An 11,661-nucleotide genomic window follows, 5' to 3' on the forward strand; every position below is an offset into this window, starting at 1 on the left:
CAGTTCCCGACTTTGAGTTCAACCTTTAATTGAGAACTCATCGTCGGGAACTGGGGACTCGCGGGTTTGTGGGGTCAGCGGGGGAAGTCGTCGGCTACGGTGGCGGCCATTTCGAGGAGGGCCAGGCGGGTTTCGGGGGCCAGGCGGTCCAGTTCGATCTCCGCGCCCTCTTCCAGGTGCGGGTCGAACGGGATGCGGCACACCGCACGGCAGCGCGACCCGAAGTGCTGGGCCAGCTTGTCCAGGTCGACCGAGCCGGACTTCGGGCGCACCGAGTTGATCACCGCGACGGAGCGGGAGACCAGGTCGCGGTAGCCGTGGGCGTCGAGCCAGTCCAGGGTGGCCGAGGCGCTGCGGGCGCCGTCCACCGAACCGGACGAGACGATCACCAGCGAGTCCGCGATGTCGAGGACACCCTTCATCGCCGAGTGCATCAGGCCGGTGCCGCAGTCGGTCAGGACGATGTTGTAGAAGTGCTCCAGCAGGGTGACCGTGCGCCGGTAGTCCTGCTCGCTGAACGCCTCCGACACCGCCGGGTCCTGCTCGCTGGCCAGCACCTCAAGGCGCGACGGGCCCTGCGAGGTGTAGGCGCGGATGTCGCTGTAGCGGCGGATCCGGTCGGCGTCGCGCAGCAGGTGGCGGACGGTCGCGGTGGTCTCCAGCGGGATCTTCTGGCTCAGGGTGCCGCGGTCGGGGTTGGCGTCCACCGCGATGACCCGGTCGCCGCGCAGCGACGAGAACGTCGAGCCGAGCGTGGTCGTCGTGGTGGTCTTGCCGACGCCGCCCTTGAGGCTGAGCATGGCGATCTTGTAGCACCCGCGCAGCGGCTGGTTGACCCGGCCGATGAGCTCACGCCTGCGCAGGTCCGTCGGGCTCTCACCCGGGTTGATCAGGTGGCCGCTGGCCACGAAGACGGCCTTGCGCCACCCGGACTGCGGCGCGCGCTTGGCCTGCTTGAGGAGGCGGGCGGAGGACAGGTCGTGGCCGTGGCCGCCGTCCTGGGGCCTGCCCGCCTGCGGGTGGCCAAACTGCTGGGCGGGCGGGTAGGGCTGGCCGACCTGGTGTGGGCCGGACTGCGCTGGGTTCACGGGACCGGACTGACTCGGGTTCACGTAGTGCGGCCCGGACTGACTCGGATTCACGGGGTGCGGACCCGACTGGCTCGGATTGACCTGGTGCGGCCCGGACTGACTCGCGCTCACCTGGTGCGGCCCCGACTGACCGGGGTTGACCTGGTGCGGACCGGACTGGCCGGACTCGGACACCTCCGGGTGCCTGGTCGAGTCCGTCGTGGCGTCCTCATCCAGGTGGCTCGCGCCCGACTCCGCGGACGGGCCGAAGTCGTGCCCGTCACCCTGGGTCTCAGGACCGTTGTTCGGCGGCCGCCAGGCCAGGTCCGACTCTTCTCGGCGTCCAGTCACCCGTGCGACTCCTCCTGCACCCGACAGCGGGAAATCCCCGTTCCTCGGTGTCGACGGTAACGCACTTCGCACGAGCAACCGCAGGTGAGGGGCACTACGCGTAGGAGTGCAGTCCGGCTATCACCAGGTTGATGAAGAACAGGTTGAACACGACCATCGCGAAGCCGACGGAGTTGATGACCGCCGCCCGCTTCCCGCGCCAGCCCGCGGTCGCCCGCGAGTGCAAATACCCCGCGTAGACCACCCATGCGACGAACGCGACGGTCTCCTTCGGGTCCCATCCCCAGAACCGGCCCCAGGCCGCCTCGGCCCAGATCGCGCCGCAGATGATGCCGAAGGTGTAGATCGGGAACGCGAAGATGGTGGTGCGGTACGCGAGGCGGTCGAGGGTGTCCGCGTCCGGCAGCTTCGGCCCGAATCGGGTGAACTTCGCGGGGTTCTCGTCGTGGCTCGCCTTGACCAGGTAGAGCAGGCTGACCACGCCGGGGACCAGGAACAGGCCGCTGGACAGGATGGCCGCGGAGACGTGGATGACCAGCCAGTACGACTGCAACGCGGGCTGCACGGGGGCGGCCTCGGTGTAGAGGACGGTGCCGCCCAGGAACATCAGGATCACGATCGGCGTGAGCACGAAGACCCCGAGCCTGCGCACGTCGTACTTGCGCATCAGCACCAGCCAGGTCACCACCGCCACCAGCGTGACCGCCATGCCGTACTCGTACATGTTGCCCCAGGGGGCGCGCCCGGTCGCGACTCCGCGCAGGACCAGCGCCGAGAGGTGCAGCGCCGCGCCCAGGACGGTCAGGGCGACAGCCATCCGGCCGAACCGCTCCGGCCTGCTGCGCGCGGGGGGCTGCTCGATCAGACCGTAGGACGGCTGCTCGACCGCGGGCGCGCCCGCGCCGACCAGCGTGGACTGCTCGGACTTCTTCGCCGCGCGGTTGAACGCCTGCTCGACCGTGTAGCAGACCATCGCGAAGACGTAGATCAGCGCGGCGGCGCCGAACGTCCAGTCGCTGTAGGTCGACAGCGTGTCGTTGACCGGCATCAGGTATCCCTCCTGGGACGGAGCAGCTCGGCGGCGATGCGGTGGAACTCCTCGCCGTATCCCGCCTGGTCGGTGCGGGCGAGGCCACCGACGCGGACCACGGTACGACCCTCGTCGTCGGGCGCCGCGCGGACCCACAGCCTGCGGCGTTTCACGGTGAGCGACGCGCCCAGCCCGAGGATCATCAGGATGGCGCTGAGCAGCACCCACACCTGCGTCGGGTCGTGCGAGACCTGCAGCGACACCCAGCGCACGACACCGTCGAAGGTGACCTTGGTGCCGTCGTCGAGGCTGATCGACTCCCCTGGCTTGAGGTTCTGCCTGGCCACCCGGGTGAGCCTGCCGCTGTCGACCAGCGAGCGGTCGATCTCGAAGATCGACTGGCCGCGGCCGGAGTCGATGCCCAGGTCGCCGCGCATGACGTCGACCGCGGCGGCCGGGTCGGTCAGGTCGGGGAAGCCGGAGGTGAGGATCTTGTCGTGCATCAGCGCGGTCGGCGCGAACAGGCCGGTGACCGCTATCTGCTTGGTGCGGCGCTCGGCGGAGTCGGTCACGCCGGGCGGGTCGAACTTGGTGGCGCCCTCGGACAGCAGGGTCAGGTTGTCGACCGGGCGCCACTGCACGGTCTGGGTGCGGGACTCGCCGTTCGGGAAGGTGACGGTGAACGTGGGGGCGTAGCCGTGGCCGAGCAGGTAGACCCGGTCGCCCGCCGTGCGCAGCGGCGCGTTGACCTCGAGGTCGTAGGGCCGCCAGGTGTTGGCCGTGAGGTCGTCGCCCGCCTGGTAGTCGATTTTGGCGCGGAACGTGTCGGCCTGGCCGTTGGGCAGGTACTCGGCGTCGAACTTGTTGACCCGCACGCAGAACGGGCTCAGGTCGGTGCCGTCGACGCGCAGGCCGGGGCGGAACGAGTCGTAGTTGAGGGTTCCGGAGTTGCAGAACTCGGAGCCGTTGGCCAGCACGATGACCTGGCCCTCGTAGTTGACCATCTTGCCCAGCGCGAGCGTCACGATCAGGCCGAGCATGGCGAAGTGGAAGACCAGGTTGCCCGCTTCGCGCAGGTAGCCGCGCTCGGCGCTGACGCTTCGGGCGCCGTCGGCCTCCTCGCGCTCGACGAGCCGCCACCCGCGCAGCCGCGTCCGGGCCGCGGCGATCAGGTCGTCGGGTGAGCCGTCGAGGGTCGCGGTCTCGTGGTGCGGCAGCCTGCTCAGGTTGCGCGGGGTGAGGACTGGCTTAGCGGTGAGTTGCTTCGCGTATTCGAGGGTGCGCGGGAGCAGGCAGCCGACCAGGGAGACGAACAGCATCAGGTAGATCGCGGAGAACCAGACGCTGGCGTAGACGTCGAAGAACTGCAGCCGGTCGAGCGCGCGGCCCCACCAGCCGTGGGTGGCGATGTAGGTGTCGACGTTCGGCGGGTTGAGCGAGCGCTGCGGCAGGAGCGCGCCCGGCATCGCGGCGAGGGCGAGCAGAAACAGCAGGATGAGCGCGGTGCGCATGGAGGTGAGTCCGCGCCATGTGTTGCGCAGGAACGCGAGAGTACGGGTCACAACGGCAGCTTCACGTCGCTGATGAACGCCACCCGCAGCCAGCCGACCACCTCGGCCCACAGGCCCGTGACCAGCAGGGCGCCGACGACCAGGAGCAGCCCGCCGCCGACGTACTGGATGGTCCGGCCGTGCCTGCGCAGCCAGTCGGAGGCGCCCACAGCCCAGCGCAGACCGAGCGCGATGAGCAGGAACGGGACGCCGAGGCCCATGCAGTAAATGAAGACCAGGAGGTACCCGCGGGCGGCGTTCCCCCCGGTCGCGGCGGCCATGGACAGCACGCCCGCCAGCGTCGGCCCGAGGCACGGCGTCCAGCCGAGGGCGAAGATGCCGCCGAGGACGGGGGCGCCCGCGAGACCCATGCGCGGGACCTTGTGCAGGCGCAGGTCTTTCTGCATGGCCGGGACCAGGCCGATGAAGACCAGCGCCATCGCGATGGTGATCACCCCGCCGATGCGCTGCAGGAGCAACTCGTTGACCAGCAGGGCGTCGGCCAGCCACACCAGGCTGCCGACGGTGGCCGCGAAGACGACCGTGAAGCCGAGCACGAAGAGCGCGACCGCGCCCAGAACCCGGTAGCGGCCCTGTTTGCGTCCCTCGTCGGTGGAGACGGCGGGGGCCTCGGCACCGACCAGGGCGGCCAGGTAGGCGAGGTAGCCGGGGACGAGCGGGACCACGCACGGGGAGGCGAACGAGACCATCCCGGCGAGCAGCGCGACAGCGGCGGCCAGCAGCAGCGGGCCGGACGTGGCGAGCTCGGTGGGGTCCACCCGATCAGGGTAAGGAGTGGACGCTGAGAGCGTTCGCGCGGTGCTCGGTCAAGCGGTCCGGCTCACATCGATGGGCCCGCGAACTGCGAACTCATTGTTCTGAATGTGGAACTCATTGTTGTGAACGTGGGACTCGCTGTTTTGAACGTGCGACTCGCGGTTATTCCTTGATCAGGTCGTCGAGGAGGGGGGTGAGGTCGGTGGCTAGGAGTTCGCGCATGTAGGCGGCGGCTACTCGGCCTTGTTTGTCGATCACGAAAGTCGCGGGGACGACGGCGCGGGGGTAGCCCTTGAGGGCCAGGAGGCTGCGGCCGCCCTGGTCGAAGATCGACGGGTACGTGATGCCGCGGTCGCGCATGAAGTCCTGGGCCTCCGAGCGGCCCGGTTCGCGGACGTCGATGCCGAGGACCTGCACGCCCTTGGCCGCGTAGTCGTCCTGCAGGCGCTGCAGTTCCGGGGCTTCGGCGCGGCACGGGCCGCACCACTGGCCCCAGACGTTGAGCACGACGACCTTGCCGCGGTAGTCCGACAGCTTGAGCTGCTTGGACTCGTCCATCAGGTCCGGGCCCGAGACCTCCGGCAGCACCTTGCGGTCCGCGCCGTCGTAGCGGATCTCGGTCTTCCCGTTCGGGGAGACGAAGACGAACTCGGTGCCCGAGGACACCGCGTCCTTCTCGGCCGTGCACCCGGACAGGGCGAGGAGGGCGGCGAGACCGACGACCAGCGCTCTCATGACCCGGTCGCCTTCGGGTCGCTGGCGCCGACCGGCTCGGCGTAGCGGATGTCGATGAGCCGCTCGTCGTCGAAGACCAGGCTGGTCAGCGAAGCCAGGGAGCACTCACGCTTGGTCGGGTTGTGCCACAGCCGCTTGCCCTCCAGGTAGCGCCGCAGCGTCCACACCGGCAGCTGGTGCGACACGCACACCGCCTCGTGGCCGTCGGCGGCGGTGCGGGCGCGGTGGACCGCGGCGAGCATCCGGTGGGCGATCTCCAGGTACGGCTCGCCCCAGGACGGCGTGAGCGGGTTGCGCAGGTGCGGCCAGTTCTTCAGCGACCGCAGCGCGCCGTCGCCGACGGAGACGCGCTGGCCCTGGAAGACGTTGGCGGACTCGATCAGCCGGTCGTCGGTGGCCAGTTCGAGCCGGTGCGACGCCGCGATGGGGGTGGCGGTCTGCTGCGCGCGGTCGAGCGGGGAGGCGACGACGTGCACGATGTCGTTCTCCCGCAGGTACTCCGCGACGGTCAGCGCCTGGCGCTCGCCGGTGGCGGAGAGCCTGAAGCCGGGGATGCGGCCGTAGAGGATGCCGGTCGGGTTGTGGACCTCGCCGTGTCTTAACAAGTGGACGATGGTCTTGCTCACGAGGGCTCCTCGGCGGCGGCAGCGGCGGCGGCCGCGTGGGGAAGGGCGGCGGCGATCTCCTCGAACGCCGCGTCGTCGAGGGCGGCGCTGACGAACCACGCCTCGAACGCGCTGGGCGGTGCGTACACGCCGTGGTCGAGCAGTGCGTGGAAGAACGCCGGGAAGCGCCAGGTCTGCGCGGCCTTGGCGCCCGCGAAGTCCGTCACCCGATCCTCGGTGAAGAAGACGCTCACCAGGTTGCCCGCGAACTGGACGCGGTGCGGCACGCTCGCCTTGCTCAGGGTGTCGGTGAACAGCGCGCCGAGTCGGGCCGCGTTCGCGTCGAGCGCCTCGTACACCTCCGCGTCGGCGGCGCGCAGTGTCGCAAGACCCGCGGCGACGGCGACCGGGTTCCCGGACAGCGTCCCCGCCTGGTAGACCGGGCCGGAGGGAGCCAGCGCGGCCATGATGTCGGCGCGACCGCCGAACGCCGCGGCGGGCAGGCCGCCGGACATGACCTTGCCGAACGTGTAGAGGTCGCCCGCGACGCCTTCGAGGCCGAACCAGCCCGCCGCGGACACGCGGAAGCCGGTCATCACCTCGTCCATGACCAGCAGCGCGCCGTGCTCGCGCGTGATCTCACGCAGGCCCTCGTTGAACCCGGCGACCGGGGCGACCGCGCCCATGTTGCCCGCCGCGGCCTCGGTGATCACCGCGGCGATCGTCGGGCCGTGCTCGGCGAAGGTCGCGCGGACCGCGTCGAGGTCGTTGTACGGCAGGACGATGGTGTCCTCGGCCTGCGCGCCGGTGACACCGGGCGTGGTGGGCAGCCCCAGGGTGGCCACACCGGAGCCCGCCTCGGCGAGCAGCGCGTCGACGTGGCCGTGATAGCAGCCGGCGAACTTGACGATCCGGCTGCGGCCGGTGAACCCGCGGGCCAGGCGGATCGCGCTCATCGTGGCCTCGGTGCCGGAGTTGACCAGCCGGACCTGCTCGACCGGCGCGACCCGGCGGATGATCTCCTCGGCGAGGTCGATCTCCCCCGCCGTCGGCGTGCCGAAGGAGAGGCCGTTGCCCGCGGCGGAGCGCACCGCGTCGACGACGGCCGGGTGCGCGTGGCCCAGGATCATCGGACCCCAGGAGCAGACCAGGTCGACGTAGCGGTTGTCGTCGGCGTCCCAGAGGTACGGGCCCGCGCCGCTGACCATGAACCGCGGGGTGCCGCCGACCGCGTTGAACGCGCGGACCGGTGAGTTGACCCCGCCCGGGATCACGGCCTTCGCCCGGTCGAAGAGCGCGGCGGAGCTGCTGACGTGTGCCTGGCTGACCTCGGAAGTCACCCCGTCAGTGTTTCAAACGGCGCGAGGATCACTTCGAGCGGGCGCGGACCGCCAGGACGAACTGGCGCAGAGCGTCGAGCACGAGGATCAGGGCCAGGGTGCCCACGGCGACCGACGCGCCGATCCAGCCGCCCTGGTATCGGTCGACCGTCAGGTCCGGGCGGTCGCGCACCCCGCCGACAGTGTCGACGCCCTCGCCCCACAGCCAGACCGCGAGCCACAGCAGGAGCCCGGCGGCGACGATCTCGGCCAGGGCCCACAGGGCGCGGCGCGGCTCGTGCACGCTGCCTTCGCGGACGGGCCAGGTCAGGTCGGACTCGTCGTCGGTGACGGTCGGGTCGGAGGCGGTCACCCGGTCACCCTCTCATGCCACGCACCAGGACGTATTCGCGGACGTCGCCGCGGGCGAGCAGGGCGATGACGACCGCCCAGGCCGCCACCAGCACCCCGCCGAGCACCGGCGCGACCGCCGAACCCAGGGCGTTGGCCACGGCGGGGGCGCACAGGACACCGACCAGGGCGCTGACGAACAACCCGATCCGGGCCCACGAGTGCCCGGTGCGCATCGGGAACGCGAGGACAAGGGACGCGACGGCGGCGACCGCCGCGCCCATGCCTAAGTAGCTGATCGAGCGGTCGGCGACGCCGAGCAGGACCGCGGCGAGCGCGGATCCGGCCACCGCGCCCGCGAAGGCGCCGTCGACCGCACGGGGACGCTGAAGGGGCGGGAGACTCACGCGAGGTAAGTCCCCGCGACCCTTCGCCGTGTTACGCGGTCTTCGTCACGGCCTGCGCTTGGCGGCGTCGAAGTAGGCGCTCGCTTCCTTGGTGTACATGAAATAGATGGCACCACCGATCAGGGCGATCTGCACCACGGACAGGATCATCTCGATGGCGTTTCCGGTGCCGCCGGCGAGACCGATCAGGCCGAAGATCAGGCCGATTCCGCCGAGGACCGCAAGGGTGATCCGCGCCCAGTTTCGGCCGGCGCGCATCTTGAACGCGAACAACAGGTACAGGCCGAAGAACACCGCCGCGATGACGCCCGCGAAGATGATCCCCGCGGTCACCAGGCTGTCGACCTGCGACTCGGTGAACGTCTCGCCCTGCGCCCTGAGCTGTTCGATGATCTGGGTGCGGGTGGCTTCCCGGCCGACCGAGACGGTCACGAGGAACCCGATCAACCCGAGAGCCGCGTTGGCGATCCACAGCATGAATGAGGTGTCGACCGGCTTGGGCCGGGCGGGTGCGACCGGGTCCGGGTTCGAGGAGGAGTAGTCCGGAAAACTTGGATAGTTGCTCGTCATGGGTCGAAAGTATTCCCAGCCTGGGGCGCGCGCACCTCAGATCTCGGGAGTTGCTCCGACCAGCGCAGTGAGCGCCGCGCGCAGCGCCGCCCCGTCGCGGGCCCAGGCGAGGACGGTGGTGCCGTCGTCGAGTTCGAGCGGGATCTCATAGGTCTTGCGGGGGACGGTCAGGCCGCCGCCCAAGGGCCTGCCGAGCGCGTCCTCGTCGTCGAGGACGGCGGCGATCCGGTCGACGGCGAGGTCTTCCTGGCCCTGCCGCAGGGTTCGCGCGGTGAGCGACAGCGAGCAGACCCGGCGGCGGGCTTTGACCCAACCCGCGGTCATCGCGGCCAGCACGACCGCGAGGACCAGCCACGCGAGCCAGTGCACCAGGCCGGTGACCAGTTCGACGACCGCGCCGGTGGCGGCGAACACCGGGCCCCAGAGGACCGGCCACCAGGTCGAACCGGGCTCGGCGTAGAGCACCGGCCCGTCGACGTCCGCGCTCACCGTTCGTCGCTGACCGCGAAGAACTTCCGCGCCGCGGGCATGAACATCATGCCGAGCGCCACCACGATCAGCAGGGTGCTGAGCAGCCCGAGGATGCCGACACGGCCCACCGAGTACTGGAACAGCGCGGCGAAGACGCCGACGACCACCAGCAGCGTGCGGGCTTTGCGGGTGCCGCCGCGCGCCTTGTAGGCCAGCAGGATGAAGAAGCCGAGGAACATCAGCGAACCCAGCACCAGCCACCACGACAGCCCGGTGGCGATGCGTTCGAGTTCGGCCTTGTTCTGCCCCGGCCGCTGGCGCAGTGTCTCCTCGACGATCTTGGACCGCAGGAAGAAGAAGCTGACCGCGCCCAGCAGCCCGGCGACCCCGGCGGCGATCCACACCCAGAACGCGGCCCGCACGACCCCGGGGGCGTCCGTGCGGTCCTCGCCCGCGAGGAACGCCTCGTCCGCGGTGGGCATGATCGGGGCTTCGCGCTTCGGCTCGTCTTCCGTCACCGGGCGACGATATACCGGCACCGGGATCGTCTCCGGGACAGGGAGCACTACCTGCGTAAATGCTCCGAGTGGCGCAAACCCGTGCCTGCTGTGATCGCCTCTTCGTGCGTCGGTGATAGACCGACGGAGTGCACGGGCCGATGTGGCTCATGACCTACGCCACAGCCCCTAGTCCTTCCGTTGAGTAGCCACTACGTTGCTGTTCGCATTCGTCATGGCCCTCGCCCGAGCGCGACGTGACCGCTCTGGTTCGCAGACCTGGCTTTGTCCCGACTCTCTCCCGCCAGAACGCGGCGCCCCGGCGCCGGTTCACCGACTGAACAGGAAGTGGCACGAATGACGGGCCTCGCACTGGACCGGCACGTCTCCCAGCAGCCGGAGATCATCGCCGGGCTGCTGGAGCGCGACGACGTGCCTGCCCTGGACCCGGCGCGGCCGATCGTGTTCACCGGCAACGGGACCTCGCTGCACGCCTGCCGGGTCGCGGCGGGCTGGGTGCGCCTCCTGTCGGGCGGCAGGATCCGCCCGGCCGCCCTCGACTCCCACGACGTCGCCCTGACGGAGATCCTGCGGCCCGAGGACCAGGTGGTGGTCGTCAGCCACCGGGGCACCAAGCGCTACCCCAACGCGGTCCTCGCGAAGGCCCGGGCGGCAGGGGCGACGAGCTACGCGGTCACCGGGATCGGGCCGGCCGAGCCTGCCGCCGACCACATCGTGCGCACCTGCCCGCAGGAGAAGGCGAGCACGCACACGGCCTCGTACACCGCTGCCCTGACAATCCTGGGACGGATGGTGGCGGCGACCCTCGGGGCTGACGACTTCGCCGCGGCCCTGCGGTCGGTCCCGGAGGCCATCGCGGACACCCTGACCCGAGAAATCCCGGTGCGCGCGGTCACCGCGGTCGCGTCTTCCTCGATGACACTGGTGACGGGCACGGGCCTGGACGCTGTCACCGCCTACGAGGCGGCACTGAAACTCAAGGAAGGCACGTACCGGTGGGCGGAGGGCATGCACACCGAGTTCGCCCTGCATGGCACGCCGGCGGTGTTCTCCCGCGAGACAGCGGCATTCCTGATTCGGCACGGGAACCAGGGCGGGCGAACCGACGACCTGCTGGGCTTGTTCAGGGCACTGGGCTCAGCGGTGCTGACCGTCGGCGACTCCCCGGATGACGACATCACCTTCGCCGCTGTGGACCCGTTGGTGCGGCCGCTTGTGGCGGTGGTCCCGTTCCAGCGGTTGGTGTCGGCGGCGGCGGCGAAGCTGGGGGCGAACCCGGACCTGACCCACGTGGAGAGCGAACCTTGGACCACGGCCATTCGGTCGGTCACCCTCTGACCTACCTGCGTCCCGCTTCCTCGAAGTAGCGCGACGAAGCGGGCAGGTACATGAGGGCAGTCCCGAGCGCGGCCATGATGACCTGGGCACCGAGGAACAACCCGTCCACAGTGGACACGGCGGGCAGGAAGATCAGGGCGTAGCCGACGGTGGCGAACCCGAGCAGGGTGATGGTGATCCGCGCCCAGTTGCGGCCCTCCTGCATGCGGATCGCGAACAACAGGAACAGCCCGGAGATAACGGCCGCCGTCACGATCCGGATCACCTGGGTGGTGACGACGAGACTGTCGACGGCCGACTCGGAGGGATCGGCCCCGGACGCCCACATGACTCGGACGATGCCCGCGCGGATGTCGTCCGTCCGCATGGTCATGACGACGACCGTGCCGAGCAGCCATGCTGCCGCGATTGTCACCCACACGGCGAAGGCCCTGCGCACTGTCAGCGGCCTGGGCAGCTCACCCTGCGGCTCGTCGTACATGTAGGCAGGGAGGTTGCCTCTGGCAGGCGCTGGGGCGTCATCGGGTGCGGACATGCAGCGAAGTATGCCTTTTCAGGCACAGTGCTAG

Annotated in this window: 14 protein-coding genes; 1 reads left to right on the plus strand and 13 read right to left on the minus strand. The window is 70.1% G+C overall.

Annotated features, from left to right (window positions below; all coding sequences use genetic code 11):
* Positions 1-74 precede the first annotated feature (74 nt).
* The 12 genes from ACRDSQ_RS11150 to ACRDSQ_RS11205 form a co-directional block, all read right to left on the minus strand.
* Positions 75-1,421, minus strand: coding sequence for an AAA family ATPase (locus tag ACRDSQ_RS11150; protein WP_431420780.1), 1,347 nt, complete (start codon positions 1,419-1,421; stop codon positions 75-77).
* A 94-nt stretch (positions 1,422-1,515) separates the two neighbouring features.
* Positions 1,516-2,469 (minus strand): c-type cytochrome biogenesis protein CcsB, encoded by a 954-nt coding sequence (gene ccsB / locus ACRDSQ_RS11155; RefSeq protein WP_431420781.1) that lies wholly within the window; start codon positions 2,467-2,469, stop codon positions 1,516-1,518.
* Complete coding sequence (gene resB, locus ACRDSQ_RS11160; protein WP_431420797.1) at positions 2,469-3,962, minus strand: cytochrome c biogenesis protein ResB; 1,494 nt, start codon at positions 3,960-3,962, stop codon at positions 2,469-2,471. The genes ccsB and resB overlap by 1 nt, the downstream gene beginning before the upstream one ends.
* Before the next feature lie 47 nt (positions 3,963-4,009).
* The gene (locus ACRDSQ_RS11165) at positions 4,010-4,780 is read right to left on the minus strand and encodes a cytochrome c biogenesis CcdA family protein (RefSeq protein WP_431420782.1); all 771 of its coding nucleotides are present in this window, start codon (positions 4,778-4,780) and stop codon (positions 4,010-4,012) included.
* A 160-nt stretch (positions 4,781-4,940) separates the two neighbouring features.
* Positions 4,941-5,513, minus strand: coding sequence for a TlpA disulfide reductase family protein (locus ACRDSQ_RS11170; protein ID WP_431420784.1), 573 nt, complete (start codon positions 5,511-5,513; stop codon positions 4,941-4,943).
* Positions 5,510-6,139 (minus strand): histidine phosphatase family protein, encoded by a 630-nt coding sequence (locus ACRDSQ_RS11175; RefSeq protein WP_431420785.1) that lies wholly within the window; start codon positions 6,137-6,139, stop codon positions 5,510-5,512. The genes ACRDSQ_RS11170 and ACRDSQ_RS11175 overlap by 4 nt, the downstream gene beginning before the upstream one ends.
* A complete protein-coding gene (hemL, locus tag ACRDSQ_RS11180) occupies positions 6,136-7,458 on the minus strand; it encodes a glutamate-1-semialdehyde 2,1-aminomutase (RefSeq protein ID WP_431420787.1) in 1,323 nt (440 codons plus the stop codon). The genes ACRDSQ_RS11175 and hemL overlap by 4 nt, the downstream gene beginning before the upstream one ends.
* A 28-nt stretch (positions 7,459-7,486) precedes the next feature.
* Positions 7,487-7,810: a hypothetical protein gene (locus ACRDSQ_RS11185; RefSeq protein ID WP_431420788.1), complete on the minus strand. Its 324-nt coding sequence runs from the start codon at positions 7,808-7,810 to the stop codon at positions 7,487-7,489.
* Positions 7,811-7,814: 4 nt separating this feature from the next.
* Positions 7,815-8,195 (minus strand): hypothetical protein, encoded by a 381-nt coding sequence (locus ACRDSQ_RS11190; protein ID WP_431420790.1) that lies wholly within the window; start codon positions 8,193-8,195, stop codon positions 7,815-7,817.
* 45 nt (positions 8,196-8,240) lie between these two features.
* Positions 8,241-8,765 (minus strand): hypothetical protein, encoded by a 525-nt coding sequence (locus tag ACRDSQ_RS11195; protein ID WP_431420791.1) that lies wholly within the window; start codon positions 8,763-8,765, stop codon positions 8,241-8,243.
* Positions 8,766-8,801: 36 nt separating this feature from the next.
* Positions 8,802-9,254: a hypothetical protein gene (locus ACRDSQ_RS11200; protein WP_431420793.1), complete on the minus strand. Its 453-nt coding sequence runs from the start codon at positions 9,252-9,254 to the stop codon at positions 8,802-8,804.
* Positions 9,251-9,754, minus strand: a complete 504-nt coding sequence (locus ACRDSQ_RS11205; protein WP_431420794.1) for a hypothetical protein — start codon at positions 9,752-9,754, stop codon at positions 9,251-9,253. The genes ACRDSQ_RS11200 and ACRDSQ_RS11205 overlap by 4 nt, the downstream gene beginning before the upstream one ends.
* A 336-nt stretch (positions 9,755-10,090) precedes the next feature.
* On the opposite strand from ACRDSQ_RS11205, the gene ACRDSQ_RS11210 reads away from it, so the two are divergent.
* Entirely contained in the window at positions 10,091-11,092 is a 1,002-nt protein-coding gene (locus ACRDSQ_RS11210; protein ID WP_431420795.1) for an SIS domain-containing protein, read from the plus strand.
* A gap of 1 nt (position 11,093) precedes the next feature.
* Here the strand turns inward: ACRDSQ_RS11210 and ACRDSQ_RS11215 are convergent, their stop codons facing one another.
* Complete coding sequence (locus ACRDSQ_RS11215; protein ID WP_431420796.1) at positions 11,094-11,627, minus strand: hypothetical protein; 534 nt, start codon at positions 11,625-11,627, stop codon at positions 11,094-11,096.
* Positions 11,628-11,661: the final 34 nt, after the last annotated feature.

The sequence above is a fragment of the Actinokineospora sp. genome (assembly GCF_050699995.1).
GTDB lineage: Bacteria > Actinomycetota > Actinomycetes > Mycobacteriales > Pseudonocardiaceae > Actinokineospora.

What these genes read in the sequence shown, in the direction of transcription:
- ACRDSQ_RS11210 (WP_431420795.1), top strand. Translation starts at nt 10,091, where the DNA reads ATGACGGGCCTCGCACTGGACCGGCACGTCTCCCAGCAGCCGGAGATC.
- ACRDSQ_RS11215 (WP_431420796.1), bottom strand. Translation starts at nt 11,627, where the DNA reads ATGTCCGCACCCGATGACGCCCCAGCGCCTGCCAGAGGCAACCTCCCT.
- ACRDSQ_RS11195 (WP_431420791.1), bottom strand. Translation starts at nt 8,765, where the DNA reads ATGACGAGCAACTATCCAAGTTTTCCGGACTACTCCTCCTCGAACCCG.
- ccsB (WP_431420781.1), bottom strand. Translation starts at nt 2,469, where the DNA reads ATGCCGGTCAACGACACGCTGTCGACCTACAGCGACTGGACGTTCGGC.
- resB (WP_431420797.1), bottom strand. Translation starts at nt 3,962, where the DNA reads ATGCGCACCGCGCTCATCCTGCTGTTTCTGCTCGCCCTCGCCGCGATG.
- ACRDSQ_RS11170 (WP_431420784.1), bottom strand. Translation starts at nt 5,513, where the DNA reads ATGAGAGCGCTGGTCGTCGGTCTCGCCGCCCTCCTCGCCCTGTCCGGG.